The organism is Hymenobacter amundsenii, from assembly GCF_002204745.1.
Classification (GTDB): domain Bacteria; phylum Bacteroidota; class Bacteroidia; order Cytophagales; family Hymenobacteraceae; genus Hymenobacter; species Hymenobacter amundsenii.
The window spans coordinates 23,723-47,220 of the sequence record NZ_NIRR01000009.1; the positions used below are offsets into that span (position 1 = coordinate 23,723).

The window sequence follows — 23,498 nt, forward strand, 5'->3', positions numbered from 1 at the left end:
GCGCCCACCCACACCCGCTCCGGCTTCGGAGCGGGTGTTGTTTTTTTATGCGGGGGCGACAGCCTGTTCACCGCGGGCGCTGGCCGAATTATATGGCGCTTCTGGCCCGCAAAAATTCTATCTTCGGGCAAGCCTTCGGGCGATGCCAGCCCGGAGTGGGCCGCGCGCTTTTTCTCTGCTTTCTATGACAACATTAGTTGCCCTGATGGGCCGGGCCGGACGGCTCTTGCTGGCCGGTGGGGCCCTGCTACTGGGTACCGCCACCGCTGGCCAGGCCCAGCGCGTACTCTGGGCCGATGCGGCTCAGATGCCCGCCGCCGCCCGCCCCACCACCCAGGCCCTCACCCACTTCCGGACCGTTGATTTCCAGCTGGAGGCCGTGGGGGCCGTGTTGCGCACGGCCCCGGCCGAGCGCACCGCCAACCGGGGCGCGGGCACCGTCATTTCGCTGCCCCTGCCCGATGGCACGGCCCAGCGCTTCCGGGTGAAGCAGGTGCCCACGCTGGCCCCGGCGCTGGCAGCCCGCTACCCCGGCATCCGGACGTACATGGCCCAGGGCCTGGATGATGCCACCGCCACCGCCCGCCTCGATATCACGCCCGAGGGCTTCCACGCCCAGATTCTGGCCGCCGGTTACACCGTGTACATCGACCCCACCGGCCGAGGCAGCAAAACCCACCTCGTGTTCGAGCGGCGCAACATGCTCATGCCCGCCTTCGTGTGCGCCGTGCCGGCTTCCGATGGCACGGAGCCCGAGGTGAGGCTGACCGATGCCCAACGGGCGGCGGCGGCCAACGGCAGCACCCTGCGCACCTACCGGCTGGCGCTGGCCGCCACGGCCGAGTACTCGGCTTTCCATGGCGGCACCAAGGCCAGCGTGATGGCGGCCATGGCTACCTCCATGAACCGCGTAAACGGTATTTATGAGCGCGAGGTAGCCGTGCGCATGGTCATCGTGGCCAACAACGACAAGCTGATTTTCTTTGATGCGGCCACCGACCCCTACACAAACGACAGTGGGAGTGCCATGCTGGGCCAGAACCAGCGCACCGTCGACGACAGCATCGGCACGGCCAACTACGATATCGGCCACGTGTTCAGCACCAACGGCGGGGGCGTGGCCCAGCGGCCGGCGGTGTGCATTGCAGATCGAAAGGCCCGGGGCGTAACCGGCACCCGCAACCCCATCGGCGACGCCTTCGACGTGGACTACGTGGCCCACGAAATGGGCCACCAGTTCGGCGGCGACCACACCTTTAATAGCACCACCAACTCGTGCGGGGGCAGCAACCGCTCGGCCAATTCGGCTTACGAGCCGGGCTCAGGCACCACCATCATGGCCTACGCCGGCATCTGCGGGACCGACAACCTTCAGCCCAACTCCGACCCCTACTTTCATTCCCGCAGCTTCGACCAGATTGTGGCCCACATTACGGGGGCGGGCAATTGCGCCGTGGCCACGGCCACCGGCAACGCGGCCCCCGTGGTGGATGCCGGCCGTAACTACGCCATTCCCGTCAGCACGCCCTTCACGCTTACCGGCGCGGCCACCGATGCCAATAACGACGCCCTCACCTACTCCTGGGAGCAGTACAACCTAGGTCCGGCCGGGGCCCCGAACGCGCCCTCGGGCGACGCCCCGATTTTCCGCACCTTCTCGCCTTCCACCAGCCCGGCCCGCACTTTCCCGCGCCTGGCCGACATTCTCAACAACACCCAGACCCGGGGGGAGCTGCTGCCCAGCTACGGCCGTCGGCTCATCTTCCGCCTCGTGGCCCGCGACAACCGGGCTGGCGGCGGCGGGGTCGATTACGATTCGATGCACGTGGTGGTGGTGCCTACGGCCGGCCCCTTCGTGCTGACGGCCCCGAACTCGGGGGCTACCACCTGGCTGGTGGGCGCCCCCCAGCAAGTATCCTGGGACGTGGCCAACACCACCCAGGTCCCCATCGGCGCGGCCAGCGTCGATATTCTGCTTTCCACTGATGGCGGCCTGACGTTCCCGACCACCCTGCTGGCGGGCACGCCCAACGACGGCTACGAGAACGTAACGCTGCCCGCCGGCGTGGCGGCCACGTCCCTGGCCCGTATCAAGGTGCAGGCCACGGGCGGAATTTTCTTCGACGTATCGGACCAGAATTTCAAGATTGAGGTACCTACCGGGCCCACCTTCTTCCTGCAGGGCCCCAACGGGCCGGCCAGCGCCCTGAGCATCTGCCCCGGCAACTCGGCCACCCTGGCCCTCACGGTGGGCCAGCTCCAGGACTTTGCGGGTTCGGTAACGCTGTCGGCGCTTAATCTGCCAACTGGCCTTACGGTTGCGTATGCCAACTCTACCGTGGCCGCCGGAGCCGGCACCACGGCCACCATCAGCGCGGCCGCTGGCACGGCGGCCGGCACCTACATTATTCAGCTGGCCGGCAGCAGCGGTGGCGTGGTCCGAACGCTCGATGTGCGGGTGGTTGTCCGGCCTTTGCTCACGCAGGCGGTAACCATTACGGCTCCCACCGCCACCAGCGGGCCCACCACCCTGCGCCCGGTTATCAGCTGGAGTTCGGTGCCCGCCTCCTCCGGTTACGATGTGCAGCTGGCCCTCGACGCCGGTTTCACTTCGGGCGTTATCACCCAGACCGGGCTGCTGGCCAACAGCTTCGTACCCCCTACCGAGCTGCGGCCGAACACCACCTACTACGTGCGGGTGCGGGCCGTGGGCGAGTGCGGGCCGGCCCCGTACTCGGCCGTGGTGTCGTTCACGACTGGCAGCCAGACCTGCCAGACCATAGCCGCCACCAATGTGCCCCAGACCATTTCGGCCACGGCCGCGGCCACCGTCACGTCGGTTATTCCGGTCACCAACCCCAACCGCGTATCCAATATCCGGGTGCGCAACCTGGCCATTACGCACCCCGACGTAAGCGAGCTGGAAATTTCGCTTACCAACCCGGCCGGCCGCCGGGCGGTGCTGTTCCTGCGCACCTGCCCCGGCACCGGCAACCTCAACCTGAGCTTCGATGATGCCGCTACGGCCCCACCGGCTTGCCCGCTCGTCGGGGGTTCCACGGTGCGCCCCGTCAACTCGCTGGGCGAACTGCTCAACGACCCGGCCACCGGCAACTGGACGCTCACCATCATCGACAACAAGCCCGGCAACGGCGGCACACTTACGGGCTGGGCCCTGGAACTCTGCACCCTCGATGAGGTACCGGCCGCGCCCCAGTCGCTCACGGCCCTGGCCCCCGTGGTGGCGGGCAACGTAGCCGACATCGACCTGCTGTGGCTGGACAGATCGACCAACGAAACCGGCTTCGAGCTCGAACGCTCCCGGGTGGGCAGCACGGGCTTCGTCAAGATTGCGACCCTGCCGGCCAACACGGTTTTCTACACCGATAAGGTGACCACCAACGGCCAGTTTTGCTACCGGGTGCGGGCTGTGAATGCCACCGGCGCGTCGGCCTACTCGAACGAGAGCTGCCAGACGATTTCCGTGATTACGGCCGCGGTGGCCGCCGCCCGGCAGGGCATCGAGGTAGGCCCCAACCCGAGCGCCGGCCGCTTCGAGGTGCGCATCGCCAACGACCAGCGCGGCCCCGTCACGCTGCGCGTCACCGACGCCGTGGGCCGCCAGGTGCTGGCCCGCTCGCTCAGCAAAACCACCCCCACCCTGCAAACCACCCTCGACTTAAGCGACCTGCGCACCGGCATCTACCACCTCCACCTCGACCTGCCCAGCGGCACGAGCGTAGTGCGGCTGCTGAAACAGTAGCGCCTTAGCGCGTAAAACCATACGGCCACCCCGCAGTTTGCGTGGGGTGGCCGTATGGTTTTACAGGTGTTTATGAAGGGGGCAGAGCTTACACGAAGCGGCAGTAGCGCGAAGCTTCTGCTTCGCGTTTCGTTGCTGGCTATATCAGTCGCTTTCGTGCTGCGAAACGCGAAGCAGAAGCTTCGCGCTACAAGCCTACAGCCCCTTTCGCGAAGGTCCCGAACTAGATAAAACCATTCAAAAACGGATGGTAACTGTTACCGTGTCGAGGCTGGGAATAGTAAGTTTCTGTTGGTATTCAGTAACTGTTCTTCCAACATCTTGCCTTACAGTCCAACACAAGGATGCATTTGGAATATTAGCACCAGTGGCAATCACGAAGCTTTCCTCTCGTTGGAGCGGAAGTCTGAAATTATAATCCTTAGGGCCTATACATCCCACGAATAACATTCCCTCGCCAATGGTAGGCGGCTCGTCGATAATGCGCACGCGCACCCAGCCGGGGGCCTGCACGGGGATTCGCAGGTTGCGGTTGGTGCGGCCATTCTCCACCTCCACGCCCTGATCGACCGAGAAGTGGCCCAGCGGGCCGTAGGCGTCGAGGCGGTAGGTCTTGCCTCTATCGGCCTCGAAGGTGAAGGCGAACTTGCCGTCGGCATCGGTCCGGTAGGGGCCACCCAGCGCCGGGCCGTAGCCCCCGCCCCCGCTGCTGCCCCCGCCCGAAAAGGCGTGCACCTGCACCTCAGCATTGGGCACGGGCTGATCCGTATCTTTGTCCACCACCAGGCCCGACACCAACGTGGGACCCTCTTTGCCGCAACTGCTCAGTAGCAGCAGCAACAGGGTGGCACTACTCGAAAGCAAATAAGAACGAAGCATGGCTAGAGGCTGAAAGGGAACCATAGTTGATGTATCGCAGCAGCTTACACATTGCAAAACCGTTTAGAACCGGATGGTAACGGTTACCGTGTCGAGGCTGGGAATATTGATGTCTTGATGGCCCTCAATCTCTGTTTTCCGAGCGTAATCCTTTATTATCCAAGAAACTTTGCTTGGAATATGGGCTCCTATATAGCGTACAAATGTTTCATCCTGCATTAGTGATAAACCTGATGAATAACCTGGATTGCCAAATCCTCCCACTATTATTTGGCCTTCATTAGCAGTAGGCGGCTCGTCGATAATGCGCACACGCACCCAGCCGGGGGCCCGCACGGGGATTCGCAGGTTGCGGTTGGTCCGGCCATTCTCCACCTCCACGCCCTGATCGACCGAGAAGTGGCCCAGTGGGCCGTAGGCGTCGAGGCGGTAGGTCTTGCCTCTATCGGCCTCGAAGGTGAAGGCGAACTTGCCGTCGGCATCGGCCCGGTAGGGGCCACCCAGCGCCGGGCCGTAGCCCCCGCCCCCGCTGCTACCCCCGCCCGAAAAGGCGTGCACCTGCACCTCGGCGTTGGGCACGGGCTGATCCGTATCCTTGTCCACCACCAGGCCCAACACCAACGTGGGGCCTTGTTTAATGCAGCCGCTCAGTAGCAGTAGCAACAGCGCGGCACTACTCGAAAGCAAATAAGAACGAAGCATGGCTAAAGGCTGGAAGGGAACCATAGTTGATGTATCGCAGCAGCTTACACATTGCAAAACCGTTCAAAAACGGATGGTAACGGTTACCGTGTCGAGGCTGGGAATAGTAATGTTTTGATGATAATCGGTAGTGGTTTTCTCTTCATATAGTGTGACAGTCCAAGATAGCCTACTTGGGATATTAGCACCAGTAGCAATCACGAAGGTTTCCACTTGTTGGAGCGGAAGCCTAAAGGTGTAACCTTTCGGGCCTATACCTCCTATGATCAATACTCCTTCACTAATGGTCGGCGGCTCGTCGATAATGCGCACGCGCACCCAGCCGGGGGCCTGCACGGGGATTCGCAGGTTGCGGTTAGTGCGCCCGTTGGCTACCTCCACCCCCTGATCGACCGAGAAGTGGCCCAGCGGGCCGTAGGCGTCCAGTCTGTAGGTCTTGCCTCTATCGGCTTCGAAGGTGAAGGCGAACTTGCCGTCGGCATCGGCCCGGTAGGGACCACCCAGCGCCGGGCCGTAGCCCCCGCCTCCGCTGCTGCCCCCGCCCGAAAAGGCGTGCACCTGCACCTCGGCGTTAGGCACGGGCTGATCCGTATCCTTGTCCACCACCAGGCCCGACACTAACGTGGGGCCTTGTTTAGTGCAGCCGCTCAGCAGCAGCGCGGCACTTATTGAAATGAGGATAAAATGGCGCATGGCAGTAAGTTGACAGGAATACTTCAAGTATACCTCTTTCCCAAGCCGTGCAAAATCAAAAGTCGTTCTTAATCAGACTTTACAAACCGACAATAAATACGGTTATACAAGCATAGCATTCAGTTTTCGCCTTTCTATTGCGGACTTTTGAGATATACGATATTGCGACCGAGCGGACGAATGGCGCACCGCCCAAGCCCCTAATACATATCCTCAAAACCGGTACCGCAGCTGAGCTTTCACGTCGGAGCGGCGGTTGCCCTGGATTTCGTCGAGGCCCGAGCCGACGGTGGTTTGGTGGCGGTAGTGGGTGTCGGCGTAGCGGAGCCAGAGGGTGAGGTGGCGGTTGCATTCGAACTGGGCCAGCACGTAGGTGCGGGTGCCCTGTCCGGCGAGTACCGGGATGGAGAAGGCGTAGAGCACGTCCTGCTCGAACACGTACTGGCGGGTGTCGTAGTCGTCGGTGTCGAAGAGGGCGTAGCGGGCCGAGAGGCGCAGGCGGCGCAGGGGCTGCACGGTTACGTCCTGGGCCAGCACGTAGCCGTGGCGGGCGGGGCCGCCGTCTTCGCGGTACTCGGTGCCCTGCACCCGGGTGCGTAGGCTCAGGGCGGGCAGTGGGCGGGTATCGTAGTAGAAAAGCAGACTCCGGCGGCGGGTGGGCACGAGTAAGGGTACAGGCCGCAGCGTGTCGGCATCGTAGGGCTTGGTGCGCTGGCGGAGCTGGGCATAGAGCAGGCTGGTTTTGGTGGGGCTGAAGGTGAGGCGCAGCAGCCAGTCGTGGCCGGTGCTGGGGGCCCCGACCTGGTAGCGCAGCCACGGGAAGCGGAACCGGTCGTAGTAGGCCGAAGCCTCCCAACGGGGCGCCGGCCGCACTTTCAGGCCCAGGTACAGCCCGCTCTCGTTGATGTTGCGCGAATTCTCCCCGAACGCGTTGCCGTAGAGCGTGTGGAAGTTGCGGGCGTAATGGCGGTGCAGCACCGACACATCGACGGCCGGCGCGAGGCTAGCCAGCAGCCCGTTCACGGTGCCCAGGCCGCCGCCCGAGCTACGGGCCGTTTCGCCGAACAGCAGCAGGTTGCGCCACACATAGCTGTAGTTTGCGCCCAGGGCCAAGTTATGGCCGCCGCGTAGCTCGTACTTGTTATACAGCGCATCGCGGCGCTGCACGGGCTTATCGTACTGGGTATTAACGGCCGTAAGGCCCAGTTGCAGGTCGCTGTTGGGGCTGGTGTACTGGGCGTGGCCGCCAAGTACGGTTTCCTGCAGGGCGGCGCGGTTGGCCACCTCGGTAGGCGTGCGGTGCAGGCCCGAGAGCTGCAGCCCAGAAGTGAACTCGCGGAACTCGGCCAGCGAATCGCGGGCCTGCTGAATGGAGGCATCAACCCGCTTGCGGGAGCCGAACACGGTGGCCCGCACCGTGGGCGTAAGGGCCACCGTGGCCGCTGCACCCCGAAAAAACGAGTTTTCGAGCACCGAGGCGTAGGGCCGTACGCCCACCGAGCTGCGGCGCAACGTGGTAATGGTTTCGGCCCCTTTGCCCACCACGAACCCCGACGAGAGCAGCAGCCCCTGCCCGAACTGCAGCTGGTAGTCGCCCAGGGCCAGCGTTTTCAGTCTCCCCCGCTCCTGCACCACAAAGTGGGCCGAGTAAAAATCGGCCCCGTAGCGGCGGGTGGCGGGGTTCCAGACGAGCTGCTCGCCGGCGTCTTTTTCGGCCGTGAAACCCAGGCTGAAATCGCGGCTCCGGCTCACGCGGTAGCGCAGCAGCAGCTTGTCGGGCGAGCCCAGGTAGCGGGTGGCGGGGCGGCCGGTGCTCGTGGTGTCGGCGGCACCGTAGCCAGGGCGGCCCTGCACGGTGCGCTCGTAGCGCAGAAACAGGGCGTTGTTTTCTTCGCTTCGGATGCGCTGCCATAGGCTACCCCGGGCCGCGTTGGGGTCGGCAGTCAACACCGCCACGAAAGGCGCGATGCGGTAGATGGTGCGCAAATCGAAGCCCTCCACGCTTTGCAGCTCGTACAAACTCAGCAGCAGGCCGTTTTGCTGGCGGTGCTCCAGCAGGTGCGTTATCTGGGTTTCGGAGAGCAGCAGCAGGCTCCGGAGCTCGTCGCGACTGGCGACGTTGAGGTTGAGCGGGGTCTGATAGTAGAGCAGCAGCGTTTCGTAGAGGTCCTCGTAGGGCACGCTGTTCTCATCGGTCTGGATTTCGGCGAACAGCTCCTGAGTGAGCCGGTCGAGGTCGGGCAGCGGCGGGCGCGGGAATTCCTGAGCCTGGGCAGCAGCAGACTGGAGCAGCAGCGCAACCAGCACCACGGCGCTGGCAACTATGGCCCGGACTTTAGTCCGTAGCCCGGCCGTAAAAACAGAACCTAATAAGCGGGCTACGGACTGAAGTCGGGCCACATTTTACCCGCCACTCCCGTCCTCATGGCCGGCTGGGTTTGGCCCACACGTAGGCGGCGCTTAGCTGCTGGCTCAGGCCCAGGGTTTCGTGCCAGCCGGCCGCGTAATCGATGCGGAAGGCTCCGGTGCGCAGGCCCACGCCGCCCGTCAGCTGGCTGGTGAGCGTGCTCAGGCCGGCCCGCAACGCTAAGGCCGGCAGCGGCAGATATTCGAGGCCGGCCTTGAAGTCGGCATCCTGCTCCACGTCTTTCTCGGTTTCCACCAGCAGCAACATTTTTTCGGCGGGCCGCCAGGCTAGCCCGGCCCGCAGCACGGTGGGTAGGCGCTCGTCCTGGTACTCGGCCAGCCGGGCCTGGTTGAAGTTGTAGAGCGTGGCCCCGAAAGTGAGCTTGCGCGGAATGATATCGGCCTGCCCGCCCAGCGAGGCGGCAACCGTGCGGTGGCTACCAAGAGCCTGAATGCTGGTTTGCAGCACTTCCACCCGTGCCCCCACCCGCACGGTGCCTAATTGGTAGCCGTAGCCCAGCCCCAGCCGCTGCTCGGAGTACAGCTGGCCCCCAAACCGCTGGGCCGTGAAGCCCAGCGTGCCATAGCGCGGCGCATCGGCCCCGGCTACGGCGGCGGTTACGCCCGCCACTGGTGCGGCGGGAGCGGCATTATTCCGGTAGCCAATAGGCACGGCCATCACCAGCGAAGCAGTATTGAGGGTGGGCAGCAGGTAGCGGTTTTCGGCCCCCACACCCACCGTGGGCCGGTTGAGTTGGCCCAGCGCGGCGGCGTTGCTGGCCCCGGCCCAGCCGTCGTCGGCCAGTACAGAGCCAATCTGGCCCAAGGCGGCCGCACGGGCGCCCCACAAGCCGGGGCCCTGGGCGTGGGCCGCCGGCAGTGCCCCCAGCCCCAGGGCCAGGCATAAGTATAGTTTCACCATAAAATAGCGGATAAGCAATTGAACTGCTGGAAAGTAGGCAGTCGGCAGCAACTCCGCAAATTTGCCCGGTTTATTCCAGCAAAAAGGCCCGCTCCACGCTGATTTCGCGGGGCGGGCCTTTGGGTAACGGTGCTGGCAAGGGCAATTCAGCCGCCGACCAAGCACTATTTTACGGACTGAATAATCCTCAAATTTCCACTTTCAACGTGGCCGGGCGGCTGTTCTGCTCAAACAGCTCGCCGTGAGGGATGATGGTAATCTGACCGTACTCCTGCAGCAGCTGGCGGTAGGCTTCGGCTACGGGGCGGGGGTTGCGGTCCATATCGTAGAGGCCACAGGCGTTTACGGTACCTTCTTTTGCCTCCAGGCCCCGGTTCCAGTCGACCTGATCGATGAGCGAATACCAGGTGAAGCCAAGCACCGGCACGCCCAGCTTGCGCATCTGCAAAATGTTCACCCACTGCTTCCAAAGCCAGGTGGGAGCCTGTTCAGGGTCGAAGACGTTGGTTTCGGTGTGCATTACTGGCTTGTGGTAGCGCAGGTAGTAGTCGTGGGTGATGTTGAACCAGCCCATGACATCGGAGGCCGTGAGCACCTCCCCATTGGGCAGAATCATGCGCTCGTTGCGGCCGTAGTAGTCGTTGCCCATAATCTGGTATCCGGGCGGCTCGCCTACCATAAACCAGTCGTATTCCTTGCGGGTCAGGCCGTTATCGTGCAGATACTGGTATACCTCGCCGTCGGGATGATGGGCATAGAGTAGGTCGAGGGCGAGGAAGCGCAGCTTGTTTTCGAGCTGAATATGGGGTGTGCGCTCGGTGCGCAGCTCGTGGGTGTACTCGGCCGATTCGCTCTGCACAATCACGCAGTCGGGGCGGTGGCGGGCAATCTGCTGGTTGCCCATAATGCTGGCCGCCACCAGGTGCTTGATGGCCGTCACGAAAGCCTCGTCGGATCGCAGTTGCTCGTTCCAGATGCCGTCTTTGGCGCTGAGCTTGGCCGTAACATAGATTTCGTTGATGGGCGTGTAGTAGCGCACCCAAGGGTAGCGCTCGGCCACGGCCCCGCAGTAGTCGGCAAAGTGCACCGGCAGCTCGGGGTTCTGGAAGTTGCCCAGCCAGTCGGGCACGCCGAAGTGCAGCAAATCCAGGATGGGCGTGATGCCCAGGCGCTGCATTTCGGCCATCACCTTGTCGGCAAACTCCCAGTCGTACTCGCCGGGGCCTAGGTGGGTTTTGTGGTAGGGCAGTCCGTAGCGCAGCACCTTCAGGCCCAGATCCTTCACCAGCTGCAAGTCCTTCTGCCAGTGCTCGTAGTGGCCGCATTCTTCGAGTAAATCGCGGCGCACTTTGCCGTGTTCAATGGTCGGGTATGAGCACTCGATGCCGGTGGCGAACATGAAGTTGCCCGGGCCGCCGGTGGGCAGCCCCTGCCCCGAGGTGCCGCGGGCCCCGCCAAATTCGTCGCCGGCATAATTGCCATCGCCAAAGTGTTTTTTAATGTCAGTCAGAAATGATTTGGCCATGCAGAATAGGACAAGTGAATTTGATGAGTTGATAGTTACAACTGAGCGGCCGAATTGTTGAGCTGGCCGGTGGCCGATTCCTCGATGAAGTCGCCTAGCGCCAAGTAAGCGGCATAGTGGGGTTCGTAGGCGGCGGCGCGGGCCGGGTTAGGTTCGTAGGTAGCCGAAAAGCCGCTACTCATGGCCTGTTGGGCAGCTTCTACGGTGGGGTAGCAGCCGGCAGCCACGGCCGCGTACATGGCCGCACCCAGGGCCGGGGCCTGCTGCGAGGCCGCCACTGTAATCGGGCGGTTGAGCACATCGGCCATGAGTTGCATCAGGTAGGATGACTTCTGGGCCACCCCACCAATACCAATAATCCGCTCCACCCGAATGCCCTCGGCCTCGAAGCGCTCCAGAATCCGGCGCGAGCCGTAGCAGAGGCTCTCCACTAGCGCCCGGAATATTTCGGGAGCCCCGGAGCCCATCGTGAGGTTGCGCAACGCGCCCTGCAACTGGTGGTTGGCGTCGGGCGTGCGGCGGCCGTTCACCCAGTCCAGGGCCAGTTCGCGGCCGGGCTCGGGCCCGAGGGCCTCGGCCGCCTCAGTGAGCAGCTCCAGCAGGTTTTCTTCCGCATCGAGCCGGAGTTGCCGCCGCTGTTTGGGGCTCAGATCCTGGGCCCGCGCCAGCAGCGCGGCCAGCGGCCAGGTCAGCAGGTTCTCGAACCAGGCCAGCAGGTCGCCGAAGGCCGACTGGCCAGCCTCCAGCCCCACCATCCCGGGCACGACTGAGCCCAGCACCTGTCCGCAGATGCCCGCTACCGGCGGCCGGCCGGCCAGATCGGCCGGGGGCACCACCACGATGTCGCAGGTGCTGGTTCCCATCACTTTTACCAGCGTATAGGGCGCAATATGGCCTCCTACCCCACCGGCGTGGGCATCCACGGTGCCCACGGCCACCACCGTTTCCGGGCGCAGGCCTAGCTTTTGGGCCCATTCGGGGCTGAGGGTGCCGGCAGATTGGTCGGCGGTGTACGTGTCTTGGTAGAGGCGGGCACGCAGGCCGGCCAGGCGAGGTTCGAGGTGCACCAGAAACTCCTCGGGGGGCAGGCCGTGCCACTCGGGGTGCCACATGGCCTTGTGGCCGGCCGCGCACCGGCTGCGCTTGAGCTCGGCCAGCGGCTGGCCGGTGAGCACCAGCGTCACCCAATCGCAGTGTTCCAACCAGGAGTAGGCGGCCCGGGCCACGGCATCATCCTGGCGCACGATGCGCGTTATTTTGGCCCAGAACCACTCCGGCGAGTACACTCCGCCCGAATACTTCGTGAAGTCGGGGCCAGCCCAGGCGTGGGCCTTCTGGTTGATTTCCGTGGCTTCGGCCACGGCCGTATGGTCTTTCCAAAGGAGGAACAGAGCATTAGGGTTATCGGCGAATTCGGGCAGTAGCCCCAGCGCCACGCCCTGCTCGTTTACCGGGCCGGGTGTGGAGGCCGTAGCATCGACGGCCAACGCCACGATGCGGGTGGGGTCACCGACCAAGGCTACCACCTCGCGTACCACGGCCGTGAGGCCTTCGAGGTGGTCGAGCGGGTGCTGGCGGAACTGGTTGCGGTCGGGGTCGCAGAACTCCCCAGCCTCCCAGCGCGGGTACTCACGCACGGCCTGCGCCACCTCGCGGCCGGTGCCCGTTTCCACGAGCAAGGCCCGCACCGACGACGTTCCGAAATCGAGGCCAATAACATAGGAGTCGGCAGTAGGCATAATGAAGGAGGCTTAGAGGGTGAGAAAGGCAGCGGAGGATAAGTGCAGCGGTGGCCGCACAAGGAAACTACGCGGACAAGAGGCAAAAAGCCGGTCCCCGGAACCCGAGCCGCCACTATGCCCCAGCAAAAAGCTCCGGCACCTAACGGTACCGGAGCTTCGGGAGCAACCGCCCTGGCGGGCAAAAGCAGGGTTTCAGACTACATTTTAGCCGAATCCTTCTCCTTTTTGTTTTTGCGCTTGATCTTAGTTTTGCCGCCCTGTTCGGTTTTCACCTTCATCTTTTCCAGGTCGCCCATGCCCGTGTTCAGGAGGCTGGTGCTGGCCGAGGCGGGGCCGATGCCGGGGTTCGGGGCGCCGTTGACCAGCGTCATTTCATCGACGATGTGCTTGGCGCCGCCCAGCTTCTCGATGCACCAGAGCACGTAGCGGATGTCCACGTTGATGCAGCGCTTGAGGTCGGGGTCGTAGGCCAGGTCACCAGTCATGGCTTCCCAGTTACCGTCGAAGGCAATGCCAATCAGCTCGCCGCGGCCGTTGATGACGGGCGAACCGGAGTTGCCGCCGGTGATGTCGTTATCGGTAATAAAGGCTACCGGCAAGTCGCCCTGCTTGTTGGCGTAGCGGCCGTAATCCTTCATCTTGAGCAGTTCCAGCTCTTTCTTGGGCACCACGAACTCGGGGTTCGAGGCATCTTCCTTCTCCAGGATGCCTTGGGCGGTGGTCTGGTAGTCGTAGTGCACGGCGTCGCGGCCGTCGTAGGGGCGCACGGTGCCGTAGCTCAGCCGGATGGTGGAGTTAGCGTCGGGCGAGTACACTTTCTGGCTGTTTTTCTCGCGCAGGGCGGCCACGTACAAGCGGTTGGCACGGCCCAGGCCGGCCTGCGAGGCCTGGAGCTTGGGCAAGATGGTCTGCACGTAGTTCGTGTACACCGACTGGTAGGTTTTGTAGCCTGGATCAGCTTCCAGCTTAGCCAGCGACGGGTTGGCCAAAAAGGCCTTCACCTTGGCTTCCGAAGTCAGGAAGGAGTTACCGAACACGTAGGCGGCGTATTTGTCCATTGAGCCACCGTACTGTTTCTTCACCATGGCAAACACGTCGGGCTGCTGGTCCTGGGGTACATCCTGCATGTAGAGGCCCATGAGGGCAGCAAACACCTTCTGGTCGGTAGCGGCGCTGTAGTCCTTGAAGTAATCCTTCACCGTTTCCTGCAAGCCTTCGGTGGCTATGCTGATGGCCGCTTTGTCGCCGCCTTTGAGGGCGCTGGCCAGCGGCATCATGCGGGCCGCAAGGGTAATGATTTCGGTGCCGAAAGCGCCCTCGTTCACGTACTGGGTGCTCAGGTTGTACTGGCGCTGGATTTTGTAGGCGTCCTCGATGGTAGTCAGGGCCTCGCCGTACTGCTGCTGGCGGGTGGGGTCCTGGGCAATCCACTGGGCCAGGGCAGCTTCCTCGGCCCGCTTGGTCTGCACGGTTTTCAGGCGGTTCATGCCCTCGTTCTGGCCAATGAAGTACTTCCAGTAGTTGGCGATGTTGGCGTACTTGCTGGCGTACTGCAGGCGCAGGTCGGGGTTCTTGTCCATGTCGGCTTTCCAGAGCTTGAGGCGGGTATCGCGCAGCTTGATGCGGGCCGGGTTGCTCTGGTCGAGGGTGAGTTGGAGGCCGGCGGCGGGCAGAAAGCGCTGGGTGCGGCCGGGGAAGCCGAATACCATGGCGAAGTCGCCTTCCTGCACGCCTTGTAGCGCCACGGGCAGGTGCTTCTTGGGCACGTAGGGCACGTTACCGTCCTGGGGGCCGGCGGTGGGCTTGTTATCCTTGTCGGCGTACACCCGGAACATGCTGAAGTCGCCGGTGTGGCGGGGCCACATCCAGTTGTCGGTGTCGCCACCGAATTTACCCACGGCTTCCGGCGGAGCGCCTACCAGGCGCACGTCGCCGAAGCGCTGGTAGATGAACAGGTAGTACTCGTTGCCGCCGAACATATCGCGCACGTAGGCTACGTACTGGCCGTTTTCCTTGGCGGCTTCGGCCATTTCGCGCTGGCGCTGCTGGATGGTGGCCACGCGCTCGGCTTCGGGCGTGGTGGCGCTCAGGCCCTCGGTCATCTTGGCCGTCACGTCTTCCATCCGCACCAGAATATCCACGAACAGCCCGGGATTCTTCTTCTCGTCGGCCTTGGTGGCAGCGAAGAAGCCGTTCTGCAAAATGTTGTTCTGGGGCGTGCTGTGGGTTTGCAGCGCGTCGTAGCCGCAGTGGTGGTTGGACAGCATCAGGCCCTGGCTGCTCACGAACTCGCCGGTGCAGAAGCCACCGAGCTGGACCACGGCATCCTTGAGGGAGGCATTGTTGACGCTGTAAATTTCTTCGGCCGTCAGCTTGAGGCCTTTCTTCTCCATATCGGCCTGGTTGAGGCGCTTGATGAAGAGCGGAAGCCACATGCCCTCGTCGGCGTGGGCCGTGAGGGGCAACAGCAGCGTTAGTAACAGGGCTTTAACCCAATGATTCTGGCGCATAATTCAGGTTGATGGATGGGAAATGGTACCGGCGAAGTTACGGAATTGTGTTTGGAGCATTTCCCGTACAGCAGCGCGGAGAAACGCGCGGCAGCCCGTAGCATCATTTGTGAACAACTCTGCGCTTCATCAGCGGGAACCTAACGCCCGCCCCTACCTTTACCACGCATGACTTACCTGTTCCGCCAGTTGCTGCTGGGCCTGCTCTGGGTGTACCGCCACCTGATTTCGCCCCTTACGCCGCCCAGCTGCCGCTTCGTGCCCACCTGCTCGGCCTACGCCGTGGAGGCCGTTACCAAGTACGGCCCCTGGCGCGGCGGCCGGCTGGCGTTGCGCCGCATCAGCCGCTGCCACCCTTGGGGGCCCCACGGCCCCGATCCGGTGCCGTAGCGGTGAATGAATGACTGTGAATGACGTTATCTCATTCACTGCCACGCCAACCCCCTCATTTACCACCCGTACAAGAGCCGATGTGGCTGCCGCGCCCTGCGGACCGGCGGCTTTTTCTAGTCTGATTTCACCCTTCGCATGCGTACACTATGGATTGCCGCCACCTTGGCCGGCACGCTACTCAGCGGCTGTTCCGAAGCCCAGCCCAGCCAGCCCGGGTCCCCTTCCAACACCCTCAACCTGGGCTCTGAGAAAGGCAATAACGACACGGAAATTGACCACCTAAAACAGGTATCGAAGCTCGACGACGTGCGCGAGAGCTCGGGGCTGGCCCTCACCGGGGAGCCCGGCACCCTCTACACCCACTCCGACGATGGCAACCCGGCTATTCTCTTCAAAATCAATATTGAAGATGGCAAAACAGTGGCCCAGATTGAGGTACCGGTGCAAAGCCGCGACTGGGAGAGCATTACCCGCGACGACGCGGGCAACCTCTACATCGGCGACGTGGGCAACAACAACAACGACCGCCGCGACCTGGTGATTCATCGCCTCAACCCGCTCAACCCGAAAATTGTCCAGGAAATCAAGCTCAAGTATCCCGACCAGACCGAGTTCCCGCCCAAGAAGAAGGAGCGTAACTTCGACTCCGAGGCTACGCTCTGGCACGACGGGCAGGTGTACCTGTTCACCAAGGATCGGGGCGCAGGCGAAACCAGCAAGGTGTACACGGTACCCGACCGGCCGGGCTCCTATACGGCCAAGCTGCTCACCAAACTTGCCATTTCGGGTGAAGTAACCGACGCCACGCTCAGCCCCAACGGCCGCCGGCTGGTGCTGATGGCCCGTGAGGAGATGTTCGTGTTCGAAGGCGAAAACCTGGCGGCCATCCTGAAAGCCAAGCCCGAGCGGATTTCGCTTAAAGGCTTGGGGCAGACCGAAGGGGCCGTGTTCGCCACCGATGCGCTGCTCTACATCAGCACCGAGCAAGGCGGCCTCTACGAGTACGAGCTGAAGTAGGGCTAGGGGCCGCCTTGCTCCTGCCCTGCGGCACCCGCTGCGGCGGGGCGCACCGGAGCTGGGTAAGGCGAGTTCTTTTCCTTAAATTTGACTCAATTCCTAATCCCGGTGTGGTTCTCCCCCACCCCCACCGCTAACCCCTATCTTCCAGCACATGGCTGATCAAACCACTCTTACCGGCCTGCGCGCCGGCGTATTGTACGGCGACGAAGTGCAGCAGCTTTTCGAGCACGCCAAGCAGCACGGCTACGCCCTGCCCGCCGTGAACGTAACCGGCACCGACACGGTAAACGCCGTGCTGGAAACCGCCCGCGACCTGAACTCGCCCGTTATCATTCAGTTCTCGAACGGCGGTGCGCAGTTCTACGCCGGTAAGGGGTTGCCCAACGACAAGCAGCAGGCCAGCATTGCAGGCGCTATTTCGGGGGCTCAGCATATTCATCTGATGGCCGAGGCTTACGGGGTGCCCGTGATTCTGCACACCGACCACGCCGCCAAAAAGCTCCTGCCCTGGATTGATGGCTTGCTCGAAGCCGGCGAGAAGCACTTCGCCCAGCACGGCCAGCCGCTGTACTCCTCGCACATGCTCGACTTGTCGGAAGAGCCGATTGAGGAGAATGTGGAAATCTGCAAGGAGTACCTGGAACGCATGGCCAAAATTGGGATGACGCTCGAAATTGAACTCGGCGTAACCGGCGGCGAAGAAGACGGCGTAGACAACTCCGACGTCGATTCCAGCAAGCTCTACACCCAGCCTTCGGAAGTGGCCTATGCCTACGAGGAGCTGAGTAAAATCAGCCCCCGCTTCACCATCGCTGCCGCTTTCGGCAACGTGCACGGCGTCTACAAGCCCGGCAACGTGAAGCTCCAGCCGAAAATCCTGCACAACTCCCAGGAGTTCGTGAAGGAGAAGTACAAGCTCGACGCCAAGCTGCCCATCAACTTCGTGTTCCACGGCGGCTCGGGCTCTACGCAGGAGGAAATCCGCGAGGCCATCGGCTACGGCGCCATCAAAATGAACATCGACACCGACATGCAGTGGGCCTTCTGGGACGGCATCCGCCAGTACTATCAGAAGAACGAAGCCTTCCTGCAGGCCCAGATCGGCAACCCCACCGGCGACGATTCGCCCAACAAGAAGTACTACGACCCGCGCGTGTGGCTCCGCAAGGGCGAGGAAAGCTTCGTCACCCGCCTCAAGTCGGCGTTTGAAGACCTGAACGCCGTGAACCGCCGGTACTAGGTTCTGGCTGTTAGCTGTTAGCTGTTAGCTGTTAGCTGTTAGCTCGTCAACGAAGAAGGCCCCGCACTTGGTTGAGTGCGGGGCCTTTTTTCGGGCAGAATAATTGGAATCTTTCCCACCCAGAGGCTAACAGCTGTTGGCTATCAGCTAGCAGCTTTCTTTTCGGCGGCTTCGTATTCCTCCAGATCCCGGGGGGCGTAGCCGTAGGGGTTGTTGGGGTTGCGGCCGGCCCGGTAGAGCACGTAAAGGCCCACGAACACCAGCGGGATGCTTAGCAGCTGGCCCATGTTGAACTGCATGCCCTGCTCGAAGGCCACTTGGTCTTCCTTGAAAAACTCGATGGAGAACCGGAACGCGAACAGCAGTACCACGAACAAGCCGAATAGCTGTCCGCGCGGGGTGCGCTCCTTGGTGCGGTTCCACATGGCGTAGAGCAGCACGAACAGGAACACGCAAAACAGCGACTCGTAGATCTGGGTGGGGTGGCGCGGCACGGCCACCAGCGAGCCGGCCGCCACGGTAGCCCCTGCTGGCTGAGCCGTTACCAGCGCTTCGCCATCGGGCTGGCGCTGGTACTGCACCACGGCCGAGCCGGTGGGTACGGGCTGGTCGGCGGTGGCTTTGGTCAGGTGCTCGTAGTCGCGGGGGAAGGTGAATGCCCAGGGCGCGTCGGTGGGGTGGCCCACGATTTCGGAGTTCATCAGGTTGCCCATCCGGATGAGCGCCCCGCCCACGGCCACCACCAGCACGATGCGGTCGAGGGTCCAGAGCACGTCGAACTTATTTTTGCGGCTAAACAGCCAGACGGCGAAGATGATGCCGATGGTAGCGCCATGCGAGGCTAGGCCGCCGTGCCAGATTTTCAGAATTTCCCAGGGCTGGTCCTTGTACTGGGCCCAGTCGTAGAAAAATACGTGGCCCAGCCGCGCCCCAATTACGGTGCCCAGCAGCACGTAAATCGTAATCACATCAACCCAGCGCGGCGAAACTTTTTCGGAGCGGTAGATATGGCTCAGGATGAACGTGCCCACCACGAAGCCCGACATGAACAGCAGCCCATACCAGCGCAGCGTGAGCGGGCCGATGTGGGCAATAATGGGGTCAGGGTTCCAGAGAATGGCACTCAGCATAGATAACATGGCTTCAAAAGAAATGAGAAGAAATCAAAGGTACTCAGACAATAGGCTTTCGGCCCGGTAAAGCCACTTTCCGGCTTCCGGGCCGGGTAGCGTGGGGGCCACAAGCACGCGGTGTTAGTCGGCAGCAGACTGAAATTCAATCCGATCAGGGCTGTTCTGGTTGGCGCTACTCACCGAGTATAGGGTTGCATCGTCGCCGCTAAGCAGGAGCAGTGCGCCCAGCATCACGGCGTAGGCGGGCCAGCGCAACCACGCTGGTACCGGCAGACGCGCCACCGCCGTTTCGCGGTCGAGGCGGGCGCGTACCCGACTATAAAAGTAAGGTCGGGGCTGAGCTGCCGGCTGGTTTCGCCAGTGGCGCAGCAGATTGTCCCAGTCTTCGTCGGCATTGGGGCGAGGGGCTGAATCAGACATGGCGCGGGGAAGGCTGAAGGTGAGTGCGGAGCGTTTTTCGGGCGCGGAACAACAACGATTCCACGGCGGGCACCGTGGTATGCAGTATGGCGGCTATTTCCTCGTAGCTCAGTTCCTGCTCGTGGCGCAGCGTGAAAGCCACCTGCTGCTGGTCGGGCAAGCGGGCAATATGCGCCAGCAGCATAATTACTTGCTCCCGGCCTTCCAGCTGCGCCTGCGGGTGCTCGTTGTCCGGCGGCTCATACAGCACCCGGTTATCGGGGCTTAGCAAGCTGGTGAAATAGGCGAAGCGCTTTTTGGCGCGGGCCCGCCGTAGGTTTTTCAGGGCCCGCGAGGTAGCCAATTGGTAGAGCCAAGTGGTTAGCGACGCTTCGCTCCGGAACCGGCCAATGGTCTGGTAGACTTCCACAAAAACCTCCTGCGCCACGTCCTCTGCTTCCTCCGGGGAACGAAGCAAGGCCAATACGGTGCGGTAAATCCGGTTCTGGTAGCGTTCTACCAGAATGCGGAATGCCACCTCGCTACCCCGTTGCAACTGCGCCACCAGCTCGGCATCGGCGGCAACAGTAGTAGGCCGCGCAGGAAGCGGGCACCGTTGAAAAGCAGGCAGCGGAAGCGTATGCACTCGGGCAGCAGAAAGGTAGAAACAGCAGGCGACCAGCTCCGGACGTTGCCACAGATATTGGGGTTACAGAAGCTTAGGTCCGGCAAGTGTAAAAAACTTGCACCGAACTTTGTGATTATACGATAAACCCTTGACAAGCAACTCAATAAAAACCATAAAACGAAGGAGTGTAGCGCGAAGCTGGAGCTTCGCGCTACATCAGATACTAATTGCAGGCGCTGTCTCTCAGGTTCAGGAAAGAACGCGCTGGATGCGGCCATCAACGTATACTTTAGCCACGAACGGGCGCGGGTGCCGCCGGGCGAAACGACGCAGCCGCGGCAGGGCCCGCACCACGCACTCGGCCAGACCGGCGCCGGTGAGGCCTTTGGCCACGAAAATAAACGTACCGGCCCCGCTGCCCAGCAGCACCCGCAGCTCCAGGGGGTTGTAGTGCAGGCGGCGTTCATGGGTGAGCACGAAGGCACCCTGGGCTGTAATGGCGGGCAGCCAGTCGGCATCGGGCGTATCAGGTTCGAACAGGTCGGCGTGGCGCAGAAACTGGTCGGGCTGCGGTTGCAGGGTCTCGCGCACCAGCACGGTGTCGAGGGTACGGTCGAGGAAAAATACGGGGTTAGGCGCCGAGCTCATACCGGATGGCTTCTTCCACGGCCGAAGCCGGGAGGTTGAAATTACGAGCAATGTCGGCCACGGCATCGCCGGCCCGGTACTGGTCAACTACCACATCGACGGGCACGTAGGTGGCCGTGAGCACCGGCCGACCGAAGGTTACCCGGGGGTCGACGACGATGGGGGCCGGCAGGCCGTCGGGCACGAAGCCGGGGGCGCTGGTGTATACCGGAAACAGGCGCAACGGAAACCCATCGGCCGCCCGCTCGATGCGGCGCAGGTAAGCTTCCACGAGCTGGCGAATGGTAATCTGGCCCCGCCGGGAAGCGTTAATGAGCAGGTTCTCGTCTTCCAGCGCCCGCACGAACAAGTCCACCCCGTCGGTTTCAAACTGATGCTGGGCCAGCGGATGCTCGTCCTGGAGTTCCTGGCGCACGAACTGCACCGCGTGGCGCACCCGCTGCAACGGAATCCCGTGCTGATGGCGGATGGCGGCCAGCACGTGCACTTCCACCAGATTCAGGAACGACAAACCCTCGGGGCTGGCTGCCTGCACCAGGGCCTCCTGATCGTCGGCGCGGGTCCAGGTCTTTACCGTCGAGGCCGCGAGGCCCGTGAGCCGGGCCACCTGCCGCGCCGAGTACAGCGGCAGCCGGTAGGCTTCGCGCTCCTGATAAAGTTGATTGAGGGTACTTGCCGTCACAGATTACGCGGAGTTGAACCACGAAAGTACCGGTTTTTCGTGGGAGGTTCTTCTTAAAGTCGGCTCATGCACGTGGCAAATGGGGCAAAAGAACGTCATGCTGAGCGAAGGCGCAGCCGTAGTCGAAGCATCTCTACCGCAACACCAACCCTGACGTTGAATTTACTATTGCGGTAGAGATACTTCGACTTCGCTCAGCATGACGTTCTTTTTGCCTCCTCCTCCCTACAGCGCGGCCAGTTCCTGGGCGTAGCCGCCGCTCAGGATGGGGAAGCGCAGCCAGGAACGTGGGTCCACGTTGTAGTCGTCGAGGTGGAAGGCGGGGGCGTACCGTTCTCGCTTCCACTGGTTGCGGCTCCAGAGGCTGAAAAAGCGCTTTACGTAGGTTTTGAGCTGCTCGGGGTCGGCGGCGGGGTCCTCGTGGCGCAGAGTGGCCAGCACCTGGGCGGGGGCCAGCCGGTCGTAGAAGGCCAGCCGCTCGATGCGGTTGAGCAGCACGTAGGGCATTAGGTCGCGCTCATCGGTCTGATTGTCTTCGAGGGGGCGCAGCTCGGCGGTGGGTTGCAGGCCGTTTACCAGGCGCAGAACCTTGTAGTTGAGCTCAGTTTCGGCCCAGCGCAGCCACTGCTTCACGAAGAACTTGTCGACGCCGGCAATGGGCGAGATAGAGCCGGCCGTGTCGCCGTCCATGGTGCAGTAGCCCACGCTGGCCTCCGAGCGGTTGGAGGTCGTCATCAGCAGGCAGTTCCGGATGTTGGCCAGCATCCAGATGGCGGGGGCGCGCACCCGGGCCTGGATATTCTGAAGGGCCAGATCATCAGTTTGCCAAGTCAGCTCCCGGCCCAGGGCGTGCTCAATCTTGCCCACGTAGCCACTCACTTCCTCGTTGATGTCCCAGTGATGAAAGCCGGCTCCGATATCGTCGGCCAGCTCCTGAGCCGAGTTGAAGGTATCGTCGGAGGAATTCACGGTGCCCTGGTAGGCGCAGGTGAGCAGCCGGCCCGTCAGGCGACGGTTCACTTCCCGCTGTTTCACCGAAACGGCTTCGGTGCTGGCCTGAGGCAGATTACCCGAGGGCGCGGCACTCGGCGAGCCGTCGGCAGCTACCAGTGTACGGCGGGCGGGCGCGGCTTCCTGCACGTCGGCTATTTCCTCGATGTCGGTGGTCGTGAAGCAGCCCGAGCGGCGCATAAATTCGGCCGTACCCAGTTCGGCGGCACCCAAGCGCACCATTTCGGCCACCGCTACGGCGCACATGCACGAGTCGGCCCCGCCGCTGAGGCTGAGCACGAAGCCCCGGCTGCGGGCCTTGCGCAGGTAGTCGAACAACGCTAGGCTCAAGGCTTGGTTAAGCTCCAGGTACTCGTCGGGCGTGGGCAGGGCCGGAATGGTTTCGGCGGCCGGCAGCTCGGTGCTGAAATCCACGTCCACGCATTCCAAATCCACTTCCTTGAAGCTCATGAGCTGGTTGCGCTGGAGTAGATGGCCGTTGCGGGCTATCAGAATTTCGCCGTCGTAGATGATGCGGCCGGCCTCGTTACCCAGCAGGTTGGCGTAGAGGTAAGTGCAGTGGAACTTGCGCGAGGCCTGCAACACCAGCTGGTAGCGCAGGTCGGTCTTGCTCATGGCGAAGTGCGAGGCCGAGGGGTTCACAATCAAATCCACCTTCCCCCACAGGCGGGCAGCGGGCCGCACATCGTCGGGCCGCCACGCGTCCTCGCAGATTTCAAATCCGAACTTCACGCCCTGGTGCTCAAAAATCATATCCCCCAGCGTCCACTCCTCCCCTTCCCACTGCACGGTGGTCGTTTCGCCGGCCGGCCACGGGTGGAAGAACCGGGGCTCGTAATGCACGCCATCGTTGGCCAGGAATTGCTTGGCCGCGAAGCCCAGTATTTCCCCGTCGCGCAGCACGGCGGCTGTGTTGTAAGTGCGCCCCTGCAAACGCACCGGCAGGCCCACCACCACGCAAATACCCTGGGTCCAGGACCGAATGGTCTGCAGGTGGGCCAGCGCGCTTTCGGGCAGCCAGTCGCTCAGAAACAGGTCTTCGCAGCCGTAGCCGGTCAGGCACAGCTCTGGCAGGCACAGCAGCTCTACGCCGGCCGCTTTGGCCTGCTCAATGGCCATCTGAATCGTACGCAGGTTATGGGTCCAGTCGAAGGGAATCTGGTTGAGGGCGGCGCCGGCTATTCGCATGATTTCGGATTGAG

18 protein-coding genes are annotated in these 23,498 nt (G+C 62.7%); 4 read left to right on the forward strand and 14 right to left on the reverse strand.

Going from position 1 to position 23,498, the window contains the following annotated elements; all coding sequences use genetic code 11:
- Nucleotides 1-184 precede the first annotated feature (184 nt).
- Nucleotides 185-3,763, forward strand: a complete 3,579-nt coding sequence (locus CDA63_RS07610) for a reprolysin-like metallopeptidase (RefSeq protein WP_165768233.1) — start codon at nucleotides 185-187, stop codon at nucleotides 3,761-3,763.
- 237 nt (nucleotides 3,764-4,000) lie between these two features.
- Here CDA63_RS07610 and CDA63_RS07615 read toward each other — a convergent pair whose 3' ends face one another.
- The 8 genes from CDA63_RS07615 to CDA63_RS07650 form a co-directional block, all read right to left on the reverse strand.
- Nucleotides 4,001-4,642 carry a hypothetical protein gene (locus CDA63_RS07615; RefSeq protein ID WP_126546774.1) on the reverse strand — a complete coding sequence of 214 codons (642 nt, stop codon included), beginning with the start codon at nucleotides 4,640-4,642 and terminating at the stop codon, nucleotides 4,001-4,003.
- 63 nt (nucleotides 4,643-4,705) lie between these two features.
- Nucleotides 4,706-5,344 (reverse strand): hypothetical protein, encoded by a 639-nt coding sequence (locus CDA63_RS07620; protein WP_126546775.1) that lies wholly within the window; start codon nucleotides 5,342-5,344, stop codon nucleotides 4,706-4,708.
- Between the two features lie 63 nt (nucleotides 5,345-5,407).
- On the reverse strand, nucleotides 5,408-6,037 hold the full coding sequence (locus tag CDA63_RS07625; protein ID WP_088463858.1) for a hypothetical protein: 630 nt from the start codon (nucleotides 6,035-6,037) through the stop codon (nucleotides 5,408-5,410).
- A gap of 213 nt (nucleotides 6,038-6,250) precedes the next feature.
- On the reverse strand, nucleotides 6,251-8,437 hold the full coding sequence (locus tag CDA63_RS07630) for a helix-hairpin-helix domain-containing protein (RefSeq protein ID WP_242434599.1): 2,187 nt from the start codon (nucleotides 8,435-8,437) through the stop codon (nucleotides 6,251-6,253).
- Nucleotides 8,438-8,459: 22 nt separating this feature from the next.
- On the reverse strand, nucleotides 8,460-9,365 hold the full coding sequence (locus CDA63_RS07635) for a hypothetical protein (RefSeq protein ID WP_088463859.1): 906 nt from the start codon (nucleotides 9,363-9,365) through the stop codon (nucleotides 8,460-8,462).
- Between the two features lie 187 nt (nucleotides 9,366-9,552).
- Nucleotides 9,553-10,890, reverse strand: a complete 1,338-nt coding sequence (locus tag CDA63_RS07640) for a family 1 glycosylhydrolase (protein ID WP_088463860.1) — start codon at nucleotides 10,888-10,890, stop codon at nucleotides 9,553-9,555.
- 35 nt (nucleotides 10,891-10,925) lie between these two features.
- Nucleotides 10,926-12,629 carry a ribulokinase gene (locus CDA63_RS07645; protein WP_088463861.1) on the reverse strand — a complete coding sequence of 568 codons (1,704 nt, stop codon included), beginning with the start codon at nucleotides 12,627-12,629 and terminating at the stop codon, nucleotides 10,926-10,928.
- Nucleotides 12,630-12,829: 200 nt separating this feature from the next.
- Entirely contained in the window at nucleotides 12,830-15,142 is a 2,313-nt protein-coding gene (locus tag CDA63_RS07650) for a S46 family peptidase (protein ID WP_088463862.1), read from the reverse strand.
- A 168-nt stretch (nucleotides 15,143-15,310) separates the two neighbouring features.
- On the opposite strand from CDA63_RS07650, the gene yidD reads away from it, so the two are divergent.
- From yidD to fbaA, 3 genes are all read left to right on the forward strand, one after another.
- Nucleotides 15,311-15,532, forward strand: a complete 222-nt coding sequence (gene yidD / locus CDA63_RS07655; protein ID WP_088463863.1) for a membrane protein insertion efficiency factor YidD — start codon at nucleotides 15,311-15,313, stop codon at nucleotides 15,530-15,532.
- 138 nt (nucleotides 15,533-15,670) lie between these two features.
- A complete protein-coding gene (locus tag CDA63_RS07660) occupies nucleotides 15,671-16,552 on the forward strand; it encodes an esterase-like activity of phytase family protein (protein WP_088463864.1) in 882 nt (293 codons plus the stop codon).
- Between the two features lie 154 nt (nucleotides 16,553-16,706).
- Nucleotides 16,707-17,795 carry a class II fructose-bisphosphate aldolase gene (gene fbaA, locus CDA63_RS07665; RefSeq protein ID WP_088463865.1) on the forward strand — a complete coding sequence of 363 codons (1,089 nt, stop codon included), beginning with the start codon at nucleotides 16,707-16,709 and terminating at the stop codon, nucleotides 17,793-17,795.
- Nucleotides 17,796-17,938: 143 nt separating this feature from the next.
- On the opposite strand, the gene lgt is transcribed toward fbaA, so the two are convergent.
- The 6 genes from lgt to nadE form a co-directional block, all read right to left on the reverse strand.
- Nucleotides 17,939-18,925 carry a prolipoprotein diacylglyceryl transferase gene (gene lgt, locus CDA63_RS07670; protein ID WP_088463866.1) on the reverse strand — a complete coding sequence of 329 codons (987 nt, stop codon included), beginning with the start codon at nucleotides 18,923-18,925 and terminating at the stop codon, nucleotides 17,939-17,941.
- Nucleotides 18,926-19,048: 123 nt separating this feature from the next.
- A complete protein-coding gene (locus CDA63_RS07675; protein ID WP_088463867.1) occupies nucleotides 19,049-19,348 on the reverse strand; it encodes a hypothetical protein in 300 nt (99 codons plus the stop codon).
- Nucleotides 19,341-19,973: an RNA polymerase sigma factor gene (locus CDA63_RS07680; protein WP_088463868.1), complete on the reverse strand. Its 633-nt coding sequence runs from the start codon at nucleotides 19,971-19,973 to the stop codon at nucleotides 19,341-19,343. Before CDA63_RS07680 ends, CDA63_RS07675 begins: the two co-directional genes overlap by 8 nt.
- Nucleotides 19,974-20,204: 231 nt before the next feature.
- A complete protein-coding gene (locus CDA63_RS07685) occupies nucleotides 20,205-20,603 on the reverse strand; it encodes a PIN-like domain-containing protein (protein WP_088463869.1) in 399 nt (132 codons plus the stop codon).
- A complete protein-coding gene (locus CDA63_RS07690; protein WP_088463870.1) occupies nucleotides 20,587-21,285 on the reverse strand; it encodes a DUF433 domain-containing protein in 699 nt (232 codons plus the stop codon). The genes CDA63_RS07685 and CDA63_RS07690 overlap by 17 nt, the downstream gene beginning before the upstream one ends.
- A 225-nt stretch (nucleotides 21,286-21,510) precedes the next feature.
- Entirely contained in the window at nucleotides 21,511-23,484 is a 1,974-nt protein-coding gene (gene nadE / locus CDA63_RS07695; protein WP_088463871.1) for an NAD(+) synthase, read from the reverse strand.
- Between the last annotated feature and the right edge of the window lie 14 nt (nucleotides 23,485-23,498).